This is a genomic window from Ensifer sp. Root558, assembly GCF_001427045.1.
Taxonomy (GTDB): domain Bacteria; phylum Pseudomonadota; class Alphaproteobacteria; order Rhizobiales; family Rhizobiaceae; genus Ensifer; species Ensifer adhaerens.
Map to the genome: position 1 here is coordinate 105,550 of NZ_LMGC01000012.1, position 22,523 is coordinate 128,072.

A 22,523-nucleotide genomic window follows, 5' to 3' on the forward strand; every position below is an offset into this window, starting at 1 on the left:
GGTTGGTCCTTGAGTGATTGGGGCGTGCGGGGATTGGTTAGCGCACGATGGGGTAGGCGACATCGAAGCGCGTACCGCCTCTGCCGGGGTAGATTTCGTAGGGGCTGCCGAAGCAGCTGAGATCGTCGCTTTGCTCGAACCAGGCTTCGATCGCGTCATAGACGCGGAGCACGGCCGGAAAGGTTTCGAACGGTTCGGCCACGGCCAGGAACGCTTCGCGTCCTGCCGGCTGAAGGCGGATGCGCAGATCACCAGTGGGTTCGAGACTGCCGTCATAGCCGATCGCGACCTCGACGAGACCCTTGCCGTCGTGATTGACCGGCTCGTGGAAATGCAGCGTCATCGGCCCGTCGTCGCTCTTGCCCGATTGCGCAAGATAGCCGCGGATCTCCGTTTCGGCGCTTTGGGTGAAGGCGTCGAGCGCGTCCACCGTCACATGATGCTGGCGATAGACGATTTTCGAAGGCGCGACGTCGCGCACGGCAACGGCCCTAACCAGCGGATCGTCGCCGCCGCTCGATTGCCGGATGATTGCCTCCACCAGCTCGCGCTGATCCTCGAGCCGTTTGCTCTGCACCTCCAGCCAGGCGCGCAGCTCCGCGAGGCGAACGTCGGGCTGAAGATCGATCAGCCGCGCGATCCGGGCGATCGGCAGACCCAGCTGCCGCAGCCGGGCAATCAGCCTGGCGCGGCTTGCCTGCGTGGCGGCGTAATAGCGGTAACCGGTCGCGGGATCGACATGGGCAGGCACCAGCAGGCCCTGCTCGGCATAAAGCCTGAGTGCTTTCGGCGACAATCGTGTGGCGGCGCCGAAGCGCCCTGCAAGGAAGTAGGAATCGGTCATGAAGGTAGTCTGGGGCCAGCCCCAGGGGCGAGGTCAAGGGGCACGTTGCCGTCTTTCCTGTTGAAGACCTCCCGGAACAGGCGACCGCTCCGGGAGGGGCAAGGCTATCGATTTTCGCTCCGGTTGAGAAACGCAAGCGCCAGCAGCGTGATCGTCGCCATGCCGAGGCAATAGCCGACGAGCGGCCAGGCCGTATCACCGCCAAGCAGGAGAACGGCGCCGGTGCCAATGAGGCTGACGATCAGGCTCTGGATCGAGAAGTAGAGCGCGACCGCCGTCCCGGCGATGGCATCGAAGGCCTTGAGCGCTCCGTTGGCGGTGACCGAGGCGCTCATGACGATGCCGAAGGCGATCACCCACATTGGCAGCACGAAGCTCTGGAACGACGGCACCGCCGAGGCTTCGCCCGCGCCAAGCAGCAGCCCGCCGAGGATGATCAAGGCCATGCCGCGGGCGAGGCAACCGGAGGTCCCGTAGCGGGTGACGAAGCCCCTGGCGAAGCGCGTGGCGATGATCATCACGACGGCGGCGGTGGCGAATGCCAGGCTGAAGCCGAGCTGCGAATAGCCGGCGCGATCGATGAGCAGGCGTGGCGCCGTGGAGAAGAACACGAAAAACGCGCCCATCGCCGTGCTGAAGCCAAGCGTATAGGTCCAGAAGGCGCCACTTGCGAGCATGGGCCTGAACCTCGGCCTCATCGGTGCCGCGGCGTCAGGCCGGGTTTCCGACCACCGCGGCAAGGCCTGGCCGAGTGCTGCAAGGCCAAGCATGGCAAGCGTCAGGAAGATCGCCCGCCATCCGAAAGCGCCTGATATCAGCGCGCCGGCGATCGGCCCGAGCGCCGGCACGAAGGAAAGCATGGCGCTGAAGAGGCCATAGATGGTCACACCCTCCGGACGTGCGCCATAAACGTCGCGCACGGTCGCGAAGGTCGCGACCAGTGCGGCCGAGGCGCCGGCCGCCTGGACAAGCCGCAAGGCGACGAAGACCGGTGCCGAGGTGGTTGCGGCCAGTCCCAGCGAGGCCAGCGCAAATAGCGTCGCGCCACCGAGAAGAACGGGACGGCGGCCGACGCGGTCGGACAGCGGGCCGAACAGCAGCTGACCCAGCCCCAAAAGCAGCATGTAGAGGCTGAGCGTGAGCTGGACGACTGCGGGCGACGTGCCGAGGATCGCCGGCATGTCGGGCACGACGGGCAGGTAAATGTCCATGGCGAGCGACGCCAGGATATCGAAGGGCGCCATCAGCAAAAGTGCTGCCGGCAGCGAATAGGACCAGGTGAGGGAATTACGATCGGGCATGATGAAACATCCGCGCAAATGAAAACCATTCGGCGGCGATCTGCCACTTCATCAAATCTTCTGAATGTGAGCCGACAGACGCCGCAACAACTTATTCAACCGTTGTTGCGGCTTACCTGGTTGCTGACGGGTCGGTCCTCATCTGCGGCTCCTATGGCGGCTCTCCAGCGATAACGCCAAGCCAGCCGAAATCTCATGCCGGCATGTCCTATCATCGGGATTTCCGGACGGCAACTCCTGGCTCAGCTATCAGCCTCGGCCGCGCCCGGCATCACCGCCAGCCGGTTCTCGACGCTGGTGACGCCGATCACCGATGCTGCGGCATCGCCGGCGCAGGCGATGTCGGATGCCTGCGCCACATGACCGGAAAGCACCACGATCCCGCCGAGCGCCATCACCGAGATCTCGCGCGTATCGATCATCGCCGCATACTGGATGTAGCGCAGCACCTTGTCGGCGAGCGCATCGTCGATGAGATGCGGATCGTCGTCTTTGTGCGCGTAAATGGACTTCTCTGTCGGCATGGCTCGTTCCTCATGCTGTTTCGGAACGCCTGCGGCCGGGGAATGTTCCCCTCCCTGTGCCCGCTGCTCGCGCGCTTGCGGCGCGGGTGCGAACAACGTTATTGCTGGCAGGACCATTCCAGGAGCGGAAAGAGGAAAGCATCTGCGGTCTTCCGCCCGTCTCCCGCTCTACCTCATGAGAACAGACCCCGAAGATCTTGGATCGATACGCTCCAAGGTCATCGTGATCCAGGGCCCGCGCATGTCCGACATCTTCCAGAACGTCCTGCCCATCTTCATCCTGATCCTTGCCGGCTGGTTGCTGGTGCGCCTGGGTTACCTGAAACCGGCCGTCGGCGAAGCCTTGGGCGATTTCGTCTTTCGCGTCGCCGTGCCCATCCTGCTGTTTCGCACGATTGCGGAAGCGGATTTCAAGGACGGTTCGCCCTGGCCGCTCTGGGTCGCCTATTTCTCGGGCGTCGCGGTGACCTGGACGTTGGGACACGTGGCGGCGACGCTCGTCTTCGGGCGGGATGCGCGCATGGGGGTTCTCGCTGGCGTCTCCTCCGCCTTCGCCAACACGGTCTTCATCGGCCTGCCGCTGGTGTCGCGAATCGTCGGCGAGGAGGGCATCGTTGCGATCTCGATCCTGCTTTCGGTGCATCTGCCCGTCATGATGATAGCGGGCACGCTCTTGATGGAGCGTGCGGAGCGGCGCGCCGGCGGCAAGCCGGGGCAAAGCCCGCTGCAGCTCTTGGCCGGTGTCGCCCGCAATCTGGTGCGCAACCCGCTGGTGATCGGCCTTGCCTGCGGCGCCGCCTTCCACCTTATCGGCCAGCCGCTTGGCGGTCCGGTCAAGACCGTCGTCGATCAACTGGCGTCGATGGCAGCACCCGCGGCGCTGATCTCGATCGGCATGGCGCTGGATAAATACGGCCTTGCCGGCAATCTCGGGCTCGCTTCGGTGACGAGCGTCTTGAAGCTCGCCGTCATGCCGGCGGTCGTCTATGCGAGCTGCCACCTGCTCGGCCTCAACGACAACTGGACGACGGCGCTGGTGCTGACGTCGGCGGTGCCGACGGGTGTCAATGCCTGGCTGATCGCCAACCATTTCAATGTCGGCCATGGGCTGGCGTCCTCGACGATCACGCTGACGACTGCGCTCGGCGTCATCAGCGTTTCGGTCTGGGCCTATCTGCTGATGTGATTACCGCTCTCTCCGGCAAACTGTTTCGCCGCGGAGGCTTGGATCCGCCTGAACGTTCCGTGCGCAACATCTCCGCCTATCCCCGAATACGAAAAGGCCCGGCGCGAGCCGGGCCTTTTGCATGGGATCGTTTCCGACCGCTGAACTTATTGAGCCGGTGCCGGCTGGCCTTCGGCAGGCTTGGCTTCGGTTGCCGGCGCTTCGGCCGGCTTTGCACCTTCGGCGCCAGCAGCCGGTGCTGCTTCACCGGCAGCCGGTGCGGCTTCGGCAGAACCGGCAGATGCGTCCGGCAGTGCTGCCGGAGCGTCGGCCTGCTCGCGCAGCCAGGCGATCAGGTTGGCGCGCTCGTCGGGCTTCTTGACGCCGGCAAAGCCCATGGCGGTGCCCGGAACGTGCTTCTTCGGTGCTTCGATGAAGTAGCTGAGGTGGTCGTAGTCCCAGACGACCTTGCCGCCTTCGGCAAACGTCTTCATGCCGGCCGAGTAGCTGAAGCCCTCATGCGAAGCGATCGGACGGTTGACGAGGCCCCAGAGGTTCGGACCGACTTTGTTTGCGCCGCCCTTGTCGGCGGTGTGACAGCTTGCGCATTTCTTGAACACGGTTTCACCGGCAGAAGCGTCGGCCTTGAGCAGCAGCGGCTTGATGTCGACTTCGACTTCCGCGGCACCACCGGCACCGGCTTCAGACGTGCCTTCTTCCGCAACGATCGTAAAGCCTTCCTTCTCGGGAGCTTCGGAATGGAAAATGCCTTCCGATGCAATGGACACGGACATCAGAACGAAGACCGTTCCCAGAAAGGCGCCCACGCCCATGTTCACATATGAATTCATCTGCAAACGCTCCCTTTGCCACCGGCGCAAACAAAAACCCGGCCTATCTTGAAATCGCGCGGAACCTATGTCTTTTGGCTCTGCGTTGCAACAGTGATTATCGGCCCCTAACTGAGACTTATTGACACTTTCGGCGGGGTTTTTGAAGGCCAGATCATGAATCGCGAAAATTCAGGTAAAGTCATCGTGCTCATTCCGGCGCGCATGGCCTCGACACGCCTACCCGGAAAGCCGCTCGCCGATATTTGCGGCCTGCCGATGATCGTCCAGGTCGCGACCCGAGCGCAGGAAGCGGACGTCGGCCGCGTCGTCGTTGCCGTTGACGACCAGCAGGTCTTCGACGTCGTGCGCGAGGCCGGCTTCGAAGCGATAATGACCCGCATCGACCACCAGTCCGGCTCCGACCGGATCTACGAAGCGCTGCAGAAGGCCGATCCGAACGGCGAAGCCGAGATCGTCATCAACGTCCAGGGTGACCTTCCGACGGTCGAACCGGCATCGATCCGCGCGGCGCTGAACCCGCTCGAAAATGCCGCCACCGATATCGCCACGCTGACGGTGGCGATCGCCGAGGAGAGCGAGAAGACCAACCCGAACATCGTCAAGGTCGTCGGTTCGCCGCTTTCCGACACGCGCCTGCGTGCGCTCTATTTTACCCGCGCGACCGCGCCTCATGGCGAAGGCCCGCTCTATCATCACATCGGGCTCTATGCCTATCGACGGCAGGCGCTGGAACGCTTCGTCTCGCTTCAGCCCTCCGTGCTCGAACGCCGCGAATCGCTGGAGCAGCTGCGTGCGCTCGAAGCCGGCATGCGCATTGATGTCGAGATCGTCGATTCGGTCCCGCTTGGTGTGGACACGCCGGTGGAGCTGGAAAAGGCCCGCCGCATCCTGTCTGCCCGTACCCGCTGATATCAGAACCTGAGAAGGACGCTACCGTGACCGCCAAGACCAACAGGATTTCCTTCCAGGGCGACTATGGCGCCAATTCCGACATGGCCTGCCGCGACATGTTCCCGTCGATGGAGCCGCTGCCCTGCCAGACCTTCGAGGATGCCTTCGTCGCGGTCGAGAACGGCAACGCCGATCTGGCGATGATCCCGATCGAGAACACGATCGCCGGCCGGGTCGCCGACATCCATCACCTCCTGCCGGAATCGCGGCTGCACATCGTCGGCGAATATTTCATGCCGATCCGTTTTCAGCTGATGGTGCTTCCGGGTGTCACGCGTGACGAGATCCGCACCGTGCACAGCCACATCCATGCGCTCGGCCAGTGCCGCAAGATCGTGCGCTCCAACGGCTGGAAGCCGGTCGTCGCCGGCGATACGGCGGGCGCGGCAAAGCTCGTCTCCGAAAAGGGCGACCGCTCGATGGCCGCGCTCGCGCCGCGGCTTGCCGCCGATCTCTATGGCCTCGAAATCATCGCCGAGAACGTCGAGGATACCGAGAGCAACGTCACCCGCTTCGTCGTGCTGTCCCGGGAAGAGCAGCGCATCGCCCGCACCAGCGACGAAGAGCTGATCATCACCACCTTCGTCTTCAATGTCCGCAACATCCCGGCAGCGCTCTACAAGGCCATGGGCGGTTTCGCCACCAACGGCATCAACATGACCAAGCTCGAGAGCTACCAGCTTGGCGGCCGGTTCGTGGCGACGCAGTTCTATGCGGATATCGAAGGCCACCCGGATGATGTCGGCGTGCGCCATGCCATGGACGAGCTTCGCTTCTTCTCCGAAAAGGTCCGCATCCTCGGAACCTATAACGCGCACCCGATGCGCGGCGTTCTCTGAACAGGCGGCTCCGGCGCGAAGCTGTTGAGAAAGGCCTGCGTAGGCGGGCCTCGACCGCCTCCCAAAGTGGTGAGGCGGTCGCTATCGTTAGCACGCTGCTTGGCCCCTCAGCTCCGCCTGAAGGCCGCGAATGCGCCTGATTTCTGACCAAAATGAAGCCTGCGGTTGTGGTCTTCTCGCGCCGCACATATCTGATCCTGCCATTTGGCTAAGGTTTTCAGAGCATCACGTTTAAGTCCTGAGCGTACCGTTCGCGGTGATTTTCCGAGAGAATCATTGGTTTCGCCGCGCCCTACCGGGGTGAAAGTGGCAAAAATTCGTTAACCGGCTACGCGTCTGACGCATGCCTAGTTTGCAATCGTGGCGCTACACAAATTTTAGGCAAATGCCTATTTGACGCTCGTCAAGTAAGGAGTGTTAAAGATGAAGATCCGTCAGAAGATCATGGAATATGCGAAGACCCGCCGTGCGATCCGCGAGCTGAATGCTCTCGACGATCACGCACTGAGCGACATCGGTCTGTCCCGTTCGCAGATCCAGGCCGCCGTTTACGGCCGCTAATTCCGTACCATTCGCGCATCCCGCCGCTTCAGGCTGGTGGGATGCGCGCAGCATACCCTCTCGCTTAAGAATCGTAGAGGCAGACGCGCAGCCGGTGACCATCCGGATCGAGCGCGACGAAAGTCGGACCGAAATCCATTTCGGTCAATTCCTGCGCAATCGGCAGGCCTTTCCCCTTCCAATCCTCGTAACGTGCGCGCACCGCGCTCTCGTCTTCCACCATGAAGGCCAGTTCCGACCGGCTGCCCGATGCCGCCGGCTCCGGCGCGACCGTATGTTCGGCCCAGAGCCCGAGCGTGAAGCCACCCGGCAGCTCGAAGGACGAGAAGGTCTGGTAGGTGACGCTTGGTTCCTGCGCGAGAAGCGCGCGATAGAAGGTCACGCTTGCGAGCGGGTCCTTGACGTAGAGAACGATGAGATTTGCCTTGGCCATGCTGTTCCTCCTTGTTGCGGAAGGTGCAGGCTAGGGCTGGCCGCTGCCAGTTTCTGTCAGCATCGGCGCACCAACACCCGTCAGGAGCCGACCGTCTCTCGCTTCGACGCCGCCATGTTCTGGCTCGAGCGCCAATCCTTCATCAGCACCTGCCGGCGGCGGGGATAGCGCGCCTCAGTCACCGTCATCTTCTGCATGCGGTCGGCGCGAAAGTGCCGGAAGTCCAGGCGCAGCTCGCACCAGGCCATGACCATGCGCACGTTCTCAAAGAAGCCGAGGGCAAAGGGCCAGACGGTGCGCTGCGTCGCGCTGCCGTCATTGTCGACGTAGTCGAGTTCCACCTTGCGCTCGTTGCGGATTGCGCGCCTAAGCGCGGCGATGTCGATGCCGTTGGTGGCCGGCGGGCTCGGGCCGACGAGCAGGGTCGAACTGTCGAGCTCCTCGCGAAGTTCGGCCGGCAGCACCGCGGCAATCTTGGCGAGCGCATTGGCGGCAGCGCCGGCGAGATCGTCGTCGGTGCGCTTGGAGACCCAGCGCGAGCCGAGCACCAAGGCTTCGATCTCCTCGGCGGAAAACATCATCGGTGGCAGCATGAAGCCGGGCTTGAGCACATAACCGAGCCCCGGTTCGCCCTCGATATCAGCGCCCTGCGCCTGGAGGCTGGCGATATCGCGGTAGAGCGTTCTGAGGCTGACGCCGGTTTCTTCCGCCAGTCGCTGGCCGCTCACCGGCTGGCGGTAGCGCCGGAGCACCTGCAGAAGGTCGAGCAGCCGTTCGGAGCGGGACACGGTCGATCTCCCTGTATCCGTCGCCTTATGTCCGCTCGCCCCAGGCGAGCCAGTCACGCATCAGCTGGTGCGCAATCGCGCCCTTCGGCGGCGGAATATGCGCGTCGCCGGTGTCGGCGACCCCGGTCGACCTTTCGAGCATCGCGATCGTTTCATCGCGCGTGAACCAGCGCACGTCTTCCAGCTCGTGCTCGTCGCGCTTGATGACGGTTGATTTCGCCTCCGCATAGCAGCCGATCATCAGCGTGTGCGGCATCGGCCAGGGCTGCGAGGCATGGTAGCGTACCCGGCCGATATGGATGCCGGACTCCTCGAGCGTTTCCCGCCGCACGGCGTTTTCGATCGTCTCGCCCGGCTCGACGAAGCCGGCAAGGCAAGAATACATGCCCGGCGCGAAATGCGGGCTGCGGCCGAGCAGGCAAAGATCGCGCTCAAGGTCGATCGTCATCATGATGACGACAGGGTCGGTGCGCGGGAAGACCATATGGCCGCAGGCGGTGCAGACCCGGCGATAGCCGCCAGCCTTGCCTTCCATCGGGCCTGCGCAGCGACCGCAGAAGCGGTTGTTGGCATTCCAGGTAATCAAGCTCGAGCCTTGCGCGAACTGGCCGAGCAGTTCCTCCGGCAGCATCTGCTGGCGATAGAGGGTGCGGCCGTCGGCGATCTTGAAGGGCTCGGTGATCGTCTCGTCCGTCAGGCCCGTCGGCACGGCCAGCCGGGGCTCGCCGTTGGCGAGGTAGCCGAGCAGGATCGTCTCGTCGAGAACGGGTTCGAGACCTTCGAGCTCATAAGGCGCAAACAGTGGGTCGATGATCTTCTCGTCATGCTTGACGATCAGCTTCGGTCCGGAGAAGGCCAGGAAATGCGCACCCGGGTGCTTCAGTGCCACCTGCACGCAATCGTCGGCCCGGTGCTCCGACTGGCGATCCAGATGATTCTCCGAGAAGGCGACGAGGGTGCTTGGCTCTGGATGCGGGCTGCGAAGGTCAAAGATCGATTTCGTCATGTTCAGAGGTTTTCCAGAATGCGGGCTGCGAAGGCCTGATGTTCTTTTTCGTCCCACGGCTCCGCCTTGCCGAAGCCCCAGACCGGCCCCGGCCAGTTCGGGTCGCCGTCGCTGCGGGCGATGATATGCACGTGAAGCTGCCGGACGATGTTGCCCAATGCGCCGATATTGATTTTCTCGGCGCCCGTGACCTTCTTCAGCGCCGTCGCTGCCATGGTCGTCTCGAAGGTCAGCATCGTCTGGTCGAGCGGGGTGAGGTCGAAGATCTCAGAAATGCCTTCACGCTGAGGAATGAGCACGAGCCACGGCCAGCGGCGGTCGTTCATCAGCCGCATCTGGCAAAGCCCGATCGAGGCGATCGGAATGCCGTCGCGCTCGAGCCGCTCGTCGAGGGTGAAGGTCGTCAACTGGGTCTCCTCGGCTATTGAGAATGGCGGATTCGCCTTGTTTTGCATATCGATATCAGTTTTTTGACGGCTTGGCTTGCATTTGCTTTCGATATTGCCGATATGGAAGCCGGGAGGTTGGTGGTGGACGAGCCACTCGCCAACCGGGTCAGGTCCGGAAGGAAGCAGCCCCAACGAGCTCCGGCACGGGTCATCGTGCCAGCCTCCCACCTTCTCCGTCCTGTCGGGACAAGAGTTCGAACAGCGGCAGGGTCGATGAGCGACGATACGTCCATTTCATCCGTTGAGAAACCAGCCGCCTACCGTGTTCTGGCGCGCAAGTATCGCCCCAAGGATTTCTCCGACCTGATGGTCGGCCAGGAACCGATGGTGCGCACGCTCACCAACGCGTTCGAAACCGGCCGCATCGCCCAAGCCTACATGCTTACCGGGGTGCGCGGGGTCGGCAAGACCACCACCGCCCGCATTCTCGCCCGCGCGCTGAACTATAAGACACCGGATATCGATCGGCCGACCATCGACCTGCGCGTTCCCGGCGAACATTGCCAGGCGATCATGGATGGGCGTCACGTCGACGTCATCGAAATGGACGCGGCGTCACACACCGGCATCGACGATATCCGCGAGATCATCGAACAGGTGCGCTACCGCCCGGTTTCGGCCCGCTACAAAGTCTACATCATCGACGAAGTGCACATGCTCTCGACCCAGGCCTTCAACGGCCTGCTGAAGACGCTCGAAGAGCCGCCAGAGCATGTGAAATTCATCTTCGCGACCACCGAAATCCGCAAAGTGCCGATCACGGTTCTGTCGCGCTGCCAGCGCTTCGACCTGCGCCGCATCAGCGCGTCCGATCTCGTCGGCCTGTTTTCGACGATCCTCGGCAAGGAAGGCGTATCCTTCGATCCGGAAGCGCTTGCGATGGTGGCCCGCGCTGCCGAAGGCTCGGCGCGCGACGGTCTGTCGCTGCTCGACCAGGCGATCGCCCACGGCGGCGGCGCTGTGGAAGTCGAAACCGTGCGTTCGATGCTCGGCCTTGCAGACCGCGCCCGCATCGTCGACCTCTTCGAGCACGTCGTCAAAGGCGATGTCGCCGCGGCCCTCAAGGAATTCACCGCACAATACGAGGCCGGCGCCAATCCGACGGTCGTATTGACCGACCTTGCCGATTTCACCCATCTCGTCACCCGGATGAAATACGTGCCGGAGGCGGTCAACGACCAGTCCTTGAGCGAGATCGAGCGCACCCGCGGCGCCGTCTTTGCCGAGAGCGTGGCGGTTACGGCGCTCTCGCGCATCTGGCAGATGCTCCTGAAGGGCATTCCGGAAGCCGAAAGCTCGTCGCGCCCGGCGGGTGCCGCCGAAATGGTGCTGATCCGCCTGGCGCATGCGGCACATCTGCCGGCGCCTGAAGAGGCCGCGCGGCGCTTGCTGGAACTTTCCGGCAATGAAGGCGGCGGCGCTCGCCCTGGCCCTTCAGGTGGCAACGGCGGCGGCGCACAGGCCCAGGCTTCCGTGTCCGTGTCGGCGCAGGCATCGCAGCCGATGCCGGTGCAGCGCCCGACGAGCAATGGCGCGACCATGCTGCGCGCCGTCCCGGACGTGCCGCCCCAGGCGGTTGCCGTTGGCCGCATCGAAGAACGCCCGGTGGCGGCGCCTGCGGCCAAGCCGCAGCCGTCGGTGCCGGTCAATTCGATCGCCGACATCGCCGATCTCTGCGCCAAGAACCGCGACATCAAGCTGAAGACGCTGGTGCGCGGCTTTCTGCGGCTCGTGCGGATCGAGCCCGGACGTCTCGACGTCAACGTCTCGGACGACGCGCCGAAGACGCTGCTTGGCGAAGTGGCCGTCAAGCTAAAGGAATGGACCGGCATCCACTGGATCGTCAGCTACAGCCGCGAGGCCGGTGAGCCGACGCTGATCGAGGCGGAACAGCGGGCGCAGGAGCAGCGCGTCAACGACGCGCGCCAGGACCCCGATGTCGCCGCCATTCTCGCCCGGTTCCCGGGCGCCAAGATCACCGACGTGCGCATTCGCGCCGTTGAAGAAGAGGCCGAGAGCCAGGCTCCGGCTACAGCCGAATCCGCCGACGGCGATATCGTCCCTGGCGACGACATCGAATAGTCCCGTCTGCGAGCAGAAACAGAAAGACAGGAGACGACGATGCGCGACATCATGGGGATGATGGGCAAGGTCAAGGAAATGCAGGCCAAGATGGAAAAGATGCAGGCGGAAATCGCCGCGCTCGAAGTCGACGGCACCTCTGGCGGTGGCCTCGTCACCGTTCGCCTCGACGGCAAGGGCACCCTCAAGAGCCTGAAGATCGATCCCTCGCTGTTCAAGGAAGACGACGTCGAGATCCTCGAAGACCTGATCGTCGCCGCCCACAAGGACGCCAAGGACAAGGCCGAAGCCGTGCAGGCGGAAAAGACCCGCGAACTGACCGCCGGCCTGCCGATCCCGCCCGGCATGAAGCTGCCCTTCTGATCGTCTCCGGGCAGTAGGTTCGGGAAGCAGGGCGGTCTGCCGCCCGCAGCATTTGCGCGCCGGCGGTGGTAGCCGCCGGGTACCGCGTCGATACCCGCCGCTTCGCGTGCGGGCGTTTCGAAGGCGATTCCGTTTCGGCGCGATATGGGCTAAAAGCGCCGCATGGCAAAACGAGTCACCGGCCCCGAAATCGAAAAACTCATCCAACTCCTGGCGAAAGTGCCGGGGCTCGGACCGCGTTCGGCGCGCCGCGCCGCCCTGCATCTCGTCAAGAAGAAGGACCAGTTGCTGGGTCCGCTCGCCGACGCGATGGGCGAAGCGCACCGCAAGGTCCGCATCTGTTCCTGCTGCGGCAATGTCGATACGATCGATCCCTGCACCGTTTGTTCGGACGAGCGTCGCGACCACTCCGTGCTCATCGTTGTCGAGGACGTTTCCGATCTCTGGGCACTGGAACGCGCCGGCGCGATGAACGCCGCCTATCATGTGCTCGGCGGCACGCTCTCGCCGCTCGACGGCGTCGGCCCCGACGATCTCAACATCAAGGGTCTCGTCCAGCGCGTCGCCAATGGCGGCGTCCGCGAGCTGATCATCGCCGTCAATGCCACCGTCGAGGGCCAGACGACGGCGCACTACATCACCGACCAGCTCGAAGGCATGGAGGTGAAGATCACCCGGCTTGCCCATGGCGTGCCGGTCGGCGGCGAGCTCGACTACCTCGACGAAGGCACCTTGGCGGCTGCCCTTCGCGCCCGCACGTCGATCTGAGCGTCATTTCGGACGCTGCAATCCAACCGATGGGGAAGCCTTATGCTGAGACTTCTTTCACTGACGACCTTGCTGCTCTGTGGCTGGCTGGGGCTCGCGCAAGCCGCGACCAAAGCCGACGTCGAGGCGCAGTTTCGTACCTGGCTGCAGAATGATCTCTGGCCGGAGGCGAAGAAGGCCGGCATTTCCGCCGGATCCTTCAAGGCGGCCTTTTCCGACGTGAAGCTCAACTGGGACCTGCCGGATCTGGCGCCGCCCGGCTTCCCGAAGCCGAAGGAACAGAAGCAGAGCCAGGCGGAGTTTTCCTCGCCCGGAAACTACTTCTCGGAAAAGCGTCTGCAGGGGCTCGCCGCCACCGGCCGCAGCCTGGCTTCCACCCATGCGTCGACCCTGAAGAAGATCGAGCGCACCTATGGCGTGCCGGGCTCGGTGATCGTTGCCATCTGGGGCCGCGAATCCGGCTTCGGCCGCGCCAAGATCCCCTATCCGGTGGTCGACGTGCTCGCGACCAAGGCGTTTATGTCGACGCGGCCAGACCTGTTTCGCCGCGAGCTGATCGCGGCATTGCACATTCTCGACAGCGGCGATGTCGACGAGGCGGCGATGCGCGGCTCTTGGGCCGGCGCGATGGGTCAGCCGCAGTTCATGCCGTCGAGCTTCCTGCAATATGCCGTCGATTTCGATGGCGACGGCCGCCGCGACATCTGGAATTCGGTGCCAGACAGCCTGGCGTCGATCGCCAATTATCTGGTCAAGAAGGGCTGGCAGCGCGAGCGTGACTGGGGCTTCGAAGTATCGATTCCCGAAGCCGTCTCCTGTGCGCAGGAAGGGCCGGACCTCGCCCAGCCCCTGTCGAGTTGGGCAAACAAGGGGATCGTCAGGATTTCCGGCAAGGCCTTTCCGTCGCACGAATTGTCCGCATCTTCGATGATGCTGGTGCCCGCTGGTCGCCATGGGCCGGAGTTTATCGTCACGCCGAATTTCTACGTGCTCAAGGAATACAACAACTCCGACCTCTACGCGCTCTTCATCGGCAACCTCGCCGACCGCATTGCGACGGGCGGCGGCGCGTTCCGCGGCACGTGGGGCGACGTCGGCAACATGCTGCGCTCGGACGTTCTGAAGATGCAGAAGGCGCTGGTTGCCAAGGGCTACGACGTCGGCAAGGTCGATGGTCTCCCCGGCTACAAGACACGCCGTTCGCTCGGCGACTGGCAGGCAAAGAGCGGCCTTGCCGCCACCTGCTTCCCCGATGCTTCGCTGAAGGCGAAGCTGCGATAGAGCCAATTGCAGCCGGAGGCACTGGTGTGCCGACTGCCGAAAAGAAAAGGCCCCGTCATCGGGGCCTTTTTCGTTGCATGTTCGAGACCGGCGCGAGGGCCGGCACAAGCTAGTGCATGTCCACATTCACCTGGCGCTTGTAGCGCTCGTAATGGGTCGGCACGATCGTCTGGCGCTCGATCATCCGGTGCACGCGCGGTGGTGCTTTGCCGCTATGCAGCGCCGTCAGCCTGTCGCCGACGGCCGCGTCCGCCTGGGTGCGCCGCTGGTTGTGACGCACATATTCGACCCAGGTCGGCACGTGGTAGGTCTCCGTCCAGGTGGTCGGGTTTTCAAGGTCGCGCATCAGCGCCCAGTGTCCGGCGCCGTCACGGATGCGGATGCGCCGCCGTTCCGCCATGGTTGTCAGGAACTCCGGGATGTCGTCGTCGGCGATTTCGTAGTCGATCATGATGACGATCGGGCCGCTGCGCGGTTTCAGGTCCAGTTCGAGCGGCGGCTCGTTGAAGCGGTTCAGCGGATCGAGGTTGAGCGAGGTGAATTCCGGCAAGGGCAGGCGGAAGCCGACCACGACGCCGGCGAACATCAGCAGACAGGAGCCCATCAACGCGTTGGCCGCGCCATATTGCTCGGCGGCCGTACCCCAGAGCCAGCTGCCGCCGGCAATGCCGCCGAAGGTCATGGTCTGGTAGAGCGAAAGGGCGCGGCCAACCACCCAGCGCGGCGTCGACAGCTGCACCGTGGTGTTGAACAGCGATAGCGCCAGCACCCAACAGGCGCCGGAGATGAGCAGCACGAGACAGCTCAGCCAGGCATAGGTGCTCCAGGCCGTGATCGCGGCGCTGGCGGCAAAGCCGGTGAAGGCGATGCGCACGATCGCCTCGCTCGAAAGCTTCTCGCGCAGGCGGGCGGAGAGCAGCGCCCCGCCGATCGCGCCAAGGCCGAAGGCGCCGAGCATCAGACCGTAGGTGAGCGGCCCACCCTGAACGAGGTCGCGGGCGACGAGCGGCAGAAGAGCGAGGATGGCGCTTGCCGAAAGGCCGAAAAGGAAGCCGCGCAAGAGAACCTTGCCGATGTTCGGCGACATCGCGACGTAGCGCAGGCCAGCCGAAATGGCGCGCCCCAGCGTCTCGCGCGGCAACGTGCTCGTCGGCACCTCGCGACGCCAGCGCACCAGCGCAAAGAGGATGGCGAAATAGCTGAGCGTATTGGCGAAGAAGGCAGCCGCCGCACCGAGTGCCGCGACGATGGCGCCGCCGATCGCCGGGCCGACGCTTCGGGTGATGTTGAAGCCCATGCTGTTGAGCGCGACCGCTGCCGGCAGGTCTTCGCGCGGAACCATGTCGCCGACCGACGCCTGCCAGGACGGGTTGTTGAGCGCCGTGCCGCAGCCGATGAGGAAGGTGAAGAGCAGGAGCAGCCAGGGCGTGATCAGCCCGACATAGGCACAGATCGTCAAGAGCGCCGAGACGAAGAGCATGAAACACTGCGCCACCAGCATGATCCGCCGCCGGTCGAAATTGTCGGCAAGCGCGCCAGAGACAAGCGAGAAAAGCATGATCGGCAGCGAGGTCGAAGCCTGCACCAGCGCCACCATGTTCGCCGATGAGGAAATGGAGGTCATCAGCCAGGCGGCCCCGACCGATTGAATAAGGCCGCCGAAATTGGAGGCGAGGCTCGCGATCCATATCGTGCGGAAGATGTCGTGCTTGAAGGGGGCAAGCGGCGAAATACGGGTTGGCACCTCGTCTTCTCTCTTCGTTTCTTGATTGTCGTCTCGAAGCGGTTCGTCTCCTGTTATAGGCCCGACAACGCGAAGTGCCACCCGCTGAAACTGACCTTGTTGGCGAAGATGCTCGCCGGCGGTTCGTCCGGCCATTTGCGTCGGACGGCCCAATGCCTTGCAATTTGCGGCGATGGGGCGTATATGAGCCTCAAATTCTTGATCGGTAGATGAAGAGTGGGCCCGTCAGGACCCGCTCTTTTTTATTAGCCGGTCCGATGAGGAGATGATCGTTTGTCCGATACGACAACGGCTGAAAATGCAAATGAACCCCGCCTGATCACCGAAACCGGTCTCGACCAGCGCGTCGCCGACATCATCGAGCCGGTGATCGTGCCGATGGGCTACCAGCTCGTGCGGGTGCGCATGTCGGGCCAGAACGGCATGACGCTGCAGATCATGGCAGAGCGCACCGACGGCACCATGACCGTCGAGGACTGCGAAGAGATCTCCAAGGCCATTTCGCCGGTGCTCGATGTGGAAGATCCGATCGACAAGGCGTATCATCTCGAAGTGTCGTCGCCGGGCATCGACCGCCCGATGGTGCGCAAGTCCGACTTCTTCCGCTGGCAGGGTCACCTGCTGAAATGCGAGACGTCGGTTCTGGTCGATGGCCGCAAGCGGTTCCGCGGCAAGATCGTTTCTGTCGATGACGACGGTTTCCGGCTTGAGCGCGACCAGGTGGCCTATGGCGAGGAGCCCGTCGTCGTGATCCCGTTCACCACGCTTTCCGAAGCGCGGCTGATCCTGACCGACGATCTGATCCGCGATGCGCTGACGGCCGACAAGAAGGCCAAGGCTGCGCGTGCCGCGAACGAGAATTTCGAAGACGAAGATTCACCTATTGAGGAATAAGTCGGGCGGAGCTTGAAAGCCCCCTGCAACCCAACGGAGACAAGACATGGCAGTCAGTGCTAACCGGCTCGAGCTTCTGCAGATCGCGGATGCTGTCGCGCGTGAAAAGGTGATCGACCGCGAGATCGTTCTGGCCGCGATGGCCGACGCGATCCAGAAGGCCGCCCGCTCGCGCTATGGGTCGGAATCGAACATCCGCGCCGACATCAACTCCAAGACTGGCGAAATCCGCCTGCAGCGTCTTCTGGAAGTGGTCGAGAAGGCTGACGACTACTCCACGCAGATCCCGCTCGAGCTTGCTCGCGATCGCAATCCGGACGCCAAGCTCGGTGACTTCATCGCCGACCCGCTGCCGCCGATGGATTTTGGCCGCATCGCCGCCCAGTCGGCCAAGCAGGTCATAGTGCAGAAGGTGCGTGAAGCCGAGCGCGACCGTCAGTTCGACGAGTTCAAGGATCGCGTCGGCGAGATCGTCAACGGCACGGTCAAGCGCGTCGAATACGGCAACGTCATCGTCGACCTCGGCCGTGGCGAAGGCATCATCCGTCGCGACGAGATGATCCCGCGCGAAAACATGCGCTACGGCGATCGCGTCCGCTCCTTCGTCTACGACGTTCGCCGCGAACAGCGCGGCCCGCAGATCTTCCTGTCGCGTACCCATCCGCAGTTCATGGTGAAGCTCTTCACCATGGAAGTGCCTGAAATTTACGACGGCATCATCCAGATCAAGTCGGTTGCCCGCGACCCGGGTTCGCGCGCCAAGATCGCGGTCGTCTCCAACGATAGCTCGATCGATCCGGTCGGCGCCTGCGTCGGTATGCGCGGTTCGCGCGTTCAGGCCGTCGTTGGCGAGTTGCAGGGCGAAAAGATCGACATCATTCCGTGGTCGCAGGATCCGGCATCGTTCATCGTCAACGCGCTGCAGCCGGCCGAAGTCGCCAAGGTCGTTCTCGACGAAGACGCCGAGCGCATCGAAGTGGTCGTTCCCGACGAGCAGCTGTCGCTCGCCATCGGCCGACGCGGCCAGAACGTTCGCCTCGCTTCGCAGCTGACCGGCTGGGATATCGACATCCTGACCGAGCAGGAAGAGAGCGAACGCCGCCAGAAGGAATTCACCGAGCGCACCAACCTCTTCATGGATGCGCTCGACGTCGACGAAATGGTCGGTCAGGTGCTGGCTTCGGAAGGCTTTGCCGCCGTCGAGGAGCTTGCCTATGTCGATCTCGACGAAATTGCGTCGATCGACGGTTTCGACGACGAGACCGCCAACGAAATCCAGACCCGCGCTCGCGAGTACCTGGACCGGATCGAGGCGGAAATGGATGCCAAGCGCCGCGAACTCGGCGTTGCCGACGAACTGCGCTCAATCGACGGCCTGACGAGCCAGATGCTCGTTGCGCTGGGCGAAGAAGGCATCAAGACGGTCGAGGACTTTGCTGGTTGCGCCGCTGACGATCTCGTCGGCTGGAGCGAACGCAAGGACGGCGAGACCAAGCGTTTCGAAGGCACCTTCTCGAAGTTCGACGTCTCGCGCGCCGAAGCCGAAGCCATGATCGTTCAGGCCCGCCTCGCAGCCGGCTGGATCACGCAAGAGGACCTGGCAAGCGAAGAGGTCGAAGGTGAAGAGCCGATCGACGTTGCCGAAGGCGCCGAGCAGGACGCTTAAGGACGATGATCGCCTCTGATCATGCCGACAGCCTGCCTTCGGACGCCCTGCCCACGGATGGGGGGCCGAAGGATCGCAACGGCAGCACGCGGACCTGCATCGTCACCCGTGAAAGCGGTTCGCCAGACGAGTTGATCCGCTTCGTGGCTGGGCCAGACGGTCGCGTCGTTCCCGATCTGAAGCGTCAGCTTCCGGGGCGCGGCTGCTGGGTCAAGGCCGAGCGGGCGCTGATTGAGAAGGCGGTGGCGAAGAAGTTCTTCGCCCGCGCCCTGAAGGCGGACGTCAAGGCCGACGCGACGCTCGCCGACGATGTCGACCGGCTGCTCGCCGAGCAACTGGCCGGAATGATGAACATGGCGCGCAAGGCGGCCCAGTTCATCTCCGGCGCAACGAAGACGGAGCAGGCCGTCAGGGGACTGGCGGCACTCGCCGTGTTTCACGCGTCCGACGCTGCGGCCGACGGCGTGCGCAAGATAGACCAGGCCCGCAAGGCGATGAGCTTTGTGGCCGACGATGAAATGGAAATACCTTCGTTCCGTCCCTTCACCGGGGCGGAAATGGAGGGCCTTTTAGGAAGTAATGCTTTTATCCATGCCGCAGCGCTTGCAGGGCAGGCGGGTGAAGGTGTAGTGAAGCGCGCAATCATGCTCGAAAAGTACCGAGGATCCGTCCCGGTCCGGGCCGACGGCGGCGCTGGCAAGCCACAGCAATGACCCGCGTCACCGGCACAGTCTGGCATCGCGTACATTGTTTGAGACAATTTGGAAGACAGGGTCAGGTGATACGCATCCGGCCCTGATCGCTAGGAACGGAACGGAATGACCGACAACAACGACGACAAGACAGGCAGCGCAGCGGGCAAGAAGACGCTGACCCTGAAGCCCCACGGGGTTTCGCAGGGGACCGTGCGTCAGGACATGGGCCGTGGCCGCACCAAGGCGGTCGTGGTCGAAACCAAGAAACGCCCCTTCCACCGCCCCAAGGACGAGCGTCCGATCACACCGGTTGCTGCAGCTCCCGCTGCGCGCCCGGCCGATCAGCGCCCGGCTCAGCCGCAGCCTTCGGGTCGCCCGGCACCGCAGCCGCAGCAGCATTCGACGCGTCAGGAAGCCAACCAGGCCAATCGTCCGCGCGTCGGTGTCGTTCTGAACCAGCTATCCGCCGGTGAGATCGATGCGCGCCGCCGTGCTCTGGCCGAAGCCCAGATCCGGGACGCCGAAGAAGCGGTCATCCGCGCTGAGAACGAAGCACGCCGCAAGCGTGAGGAAGAAGCCCGTCTCCAGCAGGAGAAGGAAGAAGCCGCACGCCGCGCTGCCGAGGAAGCAGCCCGCGCGGCGGCCGAGCCCGAAGCCAAAGCCGAAGTTAAGGCCGCAGAGGTTGTTGAAGAGCGCCCCGTGGCTGCTCGCGCACCGGCTTCCACCGAGCGTCGCGTTGACAGCCGCCCGCAGGCAGGACGGCCCGCCGACCAGGCAGGTGGACTTCCGACCCCGGCTCCGGCCGGCGCACTGCGCGGCCGTAAGGTCGACAACGAAAAGGATGACGATCGTGGTCCGCGTCCCGGCGCAGGTCCGGCGCGCGGCAAGGTCGTGCGTCCCGAGCCTGCCAAGGTTCCGGCCCGCCCGAAGGGCGACGACGGCCGCCGCCAGGGCAAGCTGACACTGACCACCGCTGCCGACGAGGATAGCGGCCAGCGCGCCCGTTCGCTGTCGGCCATGCGTCGCCGCCAGGAGAAGTTCAAGCGCAGCCAGATGCAGGAAACCCGCGAGAAGATTTCGCGCGAAGTCATCCTGCCCGAGACCATCACCATTCAGGAGCTGTCGCAGCGCATGTCTGAGCGCGCCGTTGACGTCATCAAGTTCCTGATGAAGGAAGGTCAGATGATGAAGCCCGGCGATCTGATCGATGCCGACCTGGCCGAACTCATCGCCGGCGAATTCGGCCACACGGTCAAGCGCGTTTCGGAATCCGACGTCGAAGAGGGCATCTTCAACGTTTCGGACACGGACGAAGAAATGGAACCGCGTCCGCCGATCGTCACGATCATGGGTCACGTCGACCACGGCAAGACCTCGCTGCTCGATGCGATCCGCCACGCCAACGTGGTGGCCGGCGAAGCCGGTGGCATCACCCAGCACATCGGCGCCTACCAGGTCGAGCAGAACGGCAACAAGATCACCTTCATCGACACCCCCGGCCACGCGGCGTTCACCGCCATGCGTGCTCGCGGTGCCCAGGCGACCGATATCGCGATCCTGGTGGTTGCGGCTGACGACAGCGTGATGCCGCAGACGATCGAATCGATCAACCACGCCAAGGCGGCCGGTGTTCCGATCATCGTGGCGATCAACAAGGTCGACAAGCCGTCGGCAAATCCGCAGAAGGTTCGCACCGAACTGCTGCAGCACGAAGTCTTCGTCGAATCCATGGGCGGTGAAGTCCTCGACGTGGAAGTGTCCGCCAAGAACGGCACCAACCTCGACAAGCTGCTCGAAGCGATCCTGCTTCAGGCGGAAATCCTCGACCTGCGCGCCAATCCGAACCGGACGGCCGAAGGTACGGTCGTGGAAGCCGAGCTTGACCGCGGTCGCGGTGCGGTTGCCACCGTCCTCGTTCAGAAGGGCACGTTGCGTCCGGGTCAGATCATCGTCGCCGGTGATCAGTGGGGCCGTGTGCGCGCGCTCGTCAACGACAAGGGCGAACACGTCAAGGAAGCCGGTCCGTCCATGCCGGTCGAGGTTCTCGGCCTGTCCGGTACGCCGGCAGCCGGCGACAAGTTCGCCGTCGTCGAGAACGAAAGCCGTGCTCGCGAGATCTCCGAGTACCGCCAGCGTCTCGCCCGTGAGAAGCAGGTTGCCCGTCAGTCCGGCTCGCGCGGTTCGCTCGAGCAGATGATGACCCAGCTCCAGACCTCCGGTCTCAAGGAGTTCCCGCTGGTCATCAAGGGCGACGTGCAGGGTTCGATCGAAGCGATCGCCGGTGCTCTCGACAAGCTCGGAACCGACGAAGTGCGTGCGCGCATCGTGCATTCGGGTGCCGGCGGTATCACCGAGTCCGATATCTCGCTCGCCGAGGCATCGAACGCCGCGATCATCGGCTTCAACGTCCGCGCCAACTCGCAGGCCCGTTCGGCCGCCGAGCGTGCCGGCATCGAAATCCGCTACTACAACATCATCTACGATCTGGTAGATGACGTGAAGGCGGCGATGTCGGGCCTGCTCTCGCCGGAGCGTCGCGAAACCTTCCTCGGCAACGCCGAGATCCTGGAGGTGTTCAACATCACCAAGGTCGGCAAGGTCGCGGGTTGCCGCGTCACCGAAGGCAAGGTCGAGCGTGGCGTCGGTGTCCGTCTGGTTCGCGACAACGTCGTTATCCACGAAGGCAAGCTCAAGACCCTCAAGCGCTTCAAGGACGAAGTCTCGGAAGTCAATGTCGGTCAGGAATGCGGCATGGCCTTCGAGAACTACGAAGACATCCGCGCCGGCGATACGATCGAGTGCTTCCGCGTCGAGCATATCACCCGGACGCTCTAATGGGCCTGAAAGCCCGGCAAATCTGCACAACGGCGGCCCTGGCCGCTGTTGTGTCGTTTTGGTGGACGCCGGTCTTCGCGGAAGTCTGCGACAAGATCTATCCCGAATGGGATGGTCAGAAATTCTCGGTTCTCAACGAGGTGGCCGCTTTTCTGACCAATTGGGTCGGCCTGGCGGCGCTTTTCTGTCTGGTTACCGGTTCAGCGGTTTTGCGCCTTCGGGCGCTGCTTTGGGTCGGGAGCCTTCTCGGCGGCCTCCTCCTCCTGGTGGCCATCATGTCCTGGGGAGATGCCGAGCACCAGGTATGGCAGTCGGCCATCAATGAGGGTTGCGCACATCCGCAGTTCGAACTGATCCAATTGCTGTCCGCGCTCGTGTTGACGGCTACGGGCGTCTTTCTGGGACTGCGTCGAAGAAAGCGGGCGCAGGCAATCAGAGCTACCCGTGCCTGAGGCACGGAAGGTATATTACGCTGAAGAG

At 63.6% G+C, this 22,523-nt stretch carries 22 protein-coding genes and 1 other RNA gene; 14 read left to right on the forward strand and 9 right to left on the reverse strand.

The window, feature by feature from the left end; all coding sequences use genetic code 11:
• Positions 1-37 precede the first annotated feature (37 nt).
• The 3 genes from ASD63_RS13820 to ASD63_RS13830 form a co-directional block, all read right to left on the reverse strand.
• The gene (locus ASD63_RS13820) at positions 38-844 is read right to left on the reverse strand and encodes a MerR family transcriptional regulator (RefSeq protein ID WP_034804793.1); all 807 of its coding nucleotides are present in this window, start codon (positions 842-844) and stop codon (positions 38-40) included.
• A 104-nt stretch (positions 845-948) separates the two neighbouring features.
• Positions 949-2,145 carry a CmlA/FloR family chloramphenicol efflux MFS transporter gene (gene cml / locus ASD63_RS13825; protein WP_034804790.1) on the reverse strand — a complete coding sequence of 399 codons (1,197 nt, stop codon included), beginning with the start codon at positions 2,143-2,145 and terminating at the stop codon, positions 949-951.
• A 242-nt stretch (positions 2,146-2,387) separates the two neighbouring features.
• A complete protein-coding gene (locus ASD63_RS13830) occupies positions 2,388-2,669 on the reverse strand; it encodes a BON domain-containing protein (protein ID WP_029742346.1) in 282 nt (93 codons plus the stop codon).
• 241 nt (positions 2,670-2,910) lie between these two features.
• On the opposite strand from ASD63_RS13830, the gene ASD63_RS13835 reads away from it, so the two are divergent.
• Positions 2,911-3,855: an AEC family transporter gene (locus tag ASD63_RS13835; RefSeq protein WP_034805271.1), complete on the forward strand. Its 945-nt coding sequence runs from the start codon at positions 2,911-2,913 to the stop codon at positions 3,853-3,855.
• A 146-nt stretch (positions 3,856-4,001) separates the two neighbouring features.
• Here ASD63_RS13835 and ASD63_RS13840 read toward each other — a convergent pair whose 3' ends face one another.
• Entirely contained in the window at positions 4,002-4,685 is a 684-nt protein-coding gene (locus tag ASD63_RS13840; protein ID WP_034804787.1) for a cytochrome c family protein, read from the reverse strand.
• Between the two features lie 156 nt (positions 4,686-4,841).
• Between ASD63_RS13840 and ASD63_RS13845 the strand changes: the two genes are divergently transcribed.
• The 3 genes from ASD63_RS13845 to ASD63_RS34195 all read left to right on the forward strand — a co-directional run bounded on the left by ASD63_RS13845 (position 4,842) and on the right by ASD63_RS34195 (position 7,039).
• A complete protein-coding gene (locus ASD63_RS13845; protein WP_034804784.1) occupies positions 4,842-5,597 on the forward strand; it encodes a 3-deoxy-manno-octulosonate cytidylyltransferase in 756 nt (251 codons plus the stop codon).
• A 26-nt stretch (positions 5,598-5,623) separates the two neighbouring features.
• Positions 5,624-6,478, forward strand: a complete 855-nt coding sequence (locus tag ASD63_RS13850) for a prephenate dehydratase (protein WP_034804771.1) — start codon at positions 5,624-5,626, stop codon at positions 6,476-6,478.
• Between the two features lie 423 nt (positions 6,479-6,901).
• Positions 6,902-7,039: a DUF1127 domain-containing protein gene (locus tag ASD63_RS34195; protein ID WP_064817013.1), complete on the forward strand. Its 138-nt coding sequence runs from the start codon at positions 6,902-6,904 to the stop codon at positions 7,037-7,039.
• Between the two features lie 64 nt (positions 7,040-7,103).
• Here the strand turns inward: ASD63_RS34195 and ASD63_RS13855 are convergent, their stop codons facing one another.
• From ASD63_RS13855 to ASD63_RS13870, 4 genes are all read right to left on the reverse strand, one after another.
• A complete protein-coding gene (locus ASD63_RS13855) occupies positions 7,104-7,472 on the reverse strand; it encodes a VOC family protein (RefSeq protein ID WP_034804768.1) in 369 nt (122 codons plus the stop codon).
• 80 nt (positions 7,473-7,552) lie between these two features.
• Entirely contained in the window at positions 7,553-8,260 is a 708-nt protein-coding gene (locus ASD63_RS13860; protein ID WP_029742353.1) for a YafY family protein, read from the reverse strand.
• Between the two features lie 25 nt (positions 8,261-8,285).
• The gene (nudC, locus tag ASD63_RS13865) at positions 8,286-9,266 is read right to left on the reverse strand and encodes an NAD(+) diphosphatase (RefSeq protein WP_034804765.1); all 981 of its coding nucleotides are present in this window, start codon (positions 9,264-9,266) and stop codon (positions 8,286-8,288) included.
• A 2-nt stretch (positions 9,267-9,268) separates the two neighbouring features.
• Positions 9,269-9,721, reverse strand: a complete 453-nt coding sequence (locus ASD63_RS13870; RefSeq protein WP_029742355.1) for an HIT family protein — start codon at positions 9,719-9,721, stop codon at positions 9,269-9,271.
• 64 nt (positions 9,722-9,785) lie between these two features.
• On the opposite strand from ASD63_RS13870, the gene ffs reads away from it, so the two are divergent.
• The 5 genes from ffs (at position 9,786) to ASD63_RS13895 (ending at position 14,209) form a co-directional block, all read left to right on the forward strand.
• Positions 9,786-9,883: signal recognition particle sRNA small type (gene ffs / locus ASD63_RS13875), an RNA gene on the forward strand.
• Positions 9,884-9,928: 45 nt separating this feature from the next.
• The gene (locus tag ASD63_RS13880) at positions 9,929-11,797 is read left to right on the forward strand and encodes a DNA polymerase III subunit gamma/tau (protein ID WP_051659686.1); all 1,869 of its coding nucleotides are present in this window, start codon (positions 9,929-9,931) and stop codon (positions 11,795-11,797) included.
• 39 nt (positions 11,798-11,836) lie between these two features.
• Complete coding sequence (locus tag ASD63_RS13885) at positions 11,837-12,160, forward strand: YbaB/EbfC family nucleoid-associated protein (RefSeq protein ID WP_029742357.1); 324 nt, start codon at positions 11,837-11,839, stop codon at positions 12,158-12,160.
• Between the two features lie 162 nt (positions 12,161-12,322).
• Positions 12,323-12,928, forward strand: coding sequence for a recombination mediator RecR (gene recR, locus ASD63_RS13890; protein ID WP_029742358.1), 606 nt, complete (start codon positions 12,323-12,325; stop codon positions 12,926-12,928).
• A gap of 42 nt (positions 12,929-12,970) precedes the next feature.
• Positions 12,971-14,209, forward strand: coding sequence for a lytic murein transglycosylase (locus tag ASD63_RS13895; RefSeq protein ID WP_029742359.1), 1,239 nt, complete (start codon positions 12,971-12,973; stop codon positions 14,207-14,209).
• A 109-nt stretch (positions 14,210-14,318) separates the two neighbouring features.
• Here ASD63_RS13895 and ASD63_RS13900 read toward each other — a convergent pair whose 3' ends face one another.
• Positions 14,319-15,953 carry an MFS transporter gene (locus tag ASD63_RS13900; RefSeq protein WP_029742360.1) on the reverse strand — a complete coding sequence of 545 codons (1,635 nt, stop codon included), beginning with the start codon at positions 15,951-15,953 and terminating at the stop codon, positions 14,319-14,321.
• Positions 15,954-16,226: 273 nt separating this feature from the next.
• Between ASD63_RS13900 and rimP the strand changes: the two genes are divergently transcribed.
• From rimP to ASD63_RS13925, 5 genes are all read left to right on the forward strand, one after another.
• Positions 16,227-16,847, forward strand: a complete 621-nt coding sequence (rimP, locus tag ASD63_RS13905; RefSeq protein WP_029742361.1) for a ribosome maturation factor RimP — start codon at positions 16,227-16,229, stop codon at positions 16,845-16,847.
• A gap of 46 nt (positions 16,848-16,893) precedes the next feature.
• Positions 16,894-18,513: a transcription termination factor NusA gene (gene nusA, locus ASD63_RS13910; RefSeq protein ID WP_029742362.1), complete on the forward strand. Its 1,620-nt coding sequence runs from the start codon at positions 16,894-16,896 to the stop codon at positions 18,511-18,513.
• Positions 18,514-18,518: 5 nt separating this feature from the next.
• Entirely contained in the window at positions 18,519-19,226 is a 708-nt protein-coding gene (locus tag ASD63_RS13915) for an RNA-binding protein (protein ID WP_029742363.1), read from the forward strand.
• 105 nt (positions 19,227-19,331) lie between these two features.
• Positions 19,332-22,043, forward strand: a complete 2,712-nt coding sequence (infB, locus tag ASD63_RS13920; protein WP_034804758.1) for a translation initiation factor IF-2 — start codon at positions 19,332-19,334, stop codon at positions 22,041-22,043.
• Positions 22,043-22,495 (forward strand): hypothetical protein, encoded by a 453-nt coding sequence (locus tag ASD63_RS13925; protein ID WP_034804755.1) that lies wholly within the window; start codon positions 22,043-22,045, stop codon positions 22,493-22,495. The genes infB and ASD63_RS13925 overlap by 1 nt, the downstream gene beginning before the upstream one ends.
• Positions 22,496-22,523: the final 28 nt, after the last annotated feature.

Bases quoted from the DNA above. Each gene is read 5' to 3' on its own strand.
- cml (WP_034804790.1), bottom strand. From the start codon at position 2,145: ATGCCCGATCGTAATTCCCTCACCTGGTCCTATTCGCTGCCGGCAGCA.
- infB (WP_034804758.1), top strand. From the start codon at position 19,332: ATGACCGACAACAACGACGACAAGACAGGCAGCGCAGCGGGCAAGAAG.
- ASD63_RS34195 (WP_064817013.1), top strand. From the start codon at position 6,902: ATGAAGATCCGTCAGAAGATCATGGAATATGCGAAGACCCGCCGTGCG.
- ASD63_RS13915 (WP_029742363.1), top strand. From the start codon at position 18,519: ATGATCGCCTCTGATCATGCCGACAGCCTGCCTTCGGACGCCCTGCCC.
- nusA (WP_029742362.1), top strand. From the start codon at position 16,894: ATGGCAGTCAGTGCTAACCGGCTCGAGCTTCTGCAGATCGCGGATGCT.
- ASD63_RS13840 (WP_034804787.1), bottom strand. From the start codon at position 4,685: ATGAATTCATATGTGAACATGGGCGTGGGCGCCTTTCTGGGAACGGTC.
- ASD63_RS13870 (WP_029742355.1), bottom strand. From the start codon at position 9,721: ATGCAAAACAAGGCGAATCCGCCATTCTCAATAGCCGAGGAGACCCAG.
- ASD63_RS13835 (WP_034805271.1), top strand. From the start codon at position 2,911: ATGTCCGACATCTTCCAGAACGTCCTGCCCATCTTCATCCTGATCCTT.
- nudC (WP_034804765.1), bottom strand. From the start codon at position 9,266: ATGACGAAATCGATCTTTGACCTTCGCAGCCCGCATCCAGAGCCAAGC.
- ASD63_RS13885 (WP_029742357.1), top strand. From the start codon at position 11,837: ATGCGCGACATCATGGGGATGATGGGCAAGGTCAAGGAAATGCAGGCC.
- ASD63_RS13855 (WP_034804768.1), bottom strand. From the start codon at position 7,472: ATGGCCAAGGCAAATCTCATCGTTCTCTACGTCAAGGACCCGCTCGCA.
- ASD63_RS13880 (WP_051659686.1), top strand. From the start codon at position 9,929: ATGAGCGACGATACGTCCATTTCATCCGTTGAGAAACCAGCCGCCTAC.
- ASD63_RS13925 (WP_034804755.1), top strand. From the start codon at position 22,043: ATGGGCCTGAAAGCCCGGCAAATCTGCACAACGGCGGCCCTGGCCGCT.
- recR (WP_029742358.1), top strand. From the start codon at position 12,323: ATGGCAAAACGAGTCACCGGCCCCGAAATCGAAAAACTCATCCAACTC.
- ASD63_RS13820 (WP_034804793.1), bottom strand. From the start codon at position 844: ATGACCGATTCCTACTTCCTTGCAGGGCGCTTCGGCGCCGCCACACGA.
- ASD63_RS13830 (WP_029742346.1), bottom strand. From the start codon at position 2,669: ATGCCGACAGAGAAGTCCATTTACGCGCACAAAGACGACGATCCGCAT.
- ASD63_RS13845 (WP_034804784.1), top strand. From the start codon at position 4,842: ATGAATCGCGAAAATTCAGGTAAAGTCATCGTGCTCATTCCGGCGCGC.
- ASD63_RS13895 (WP_029742359.1), top strand. From the start codon at position 12,971: ATGCTGAGACTTCTTTCACTGACGACCTTGCTGCTCTGTGGCTGGCTG.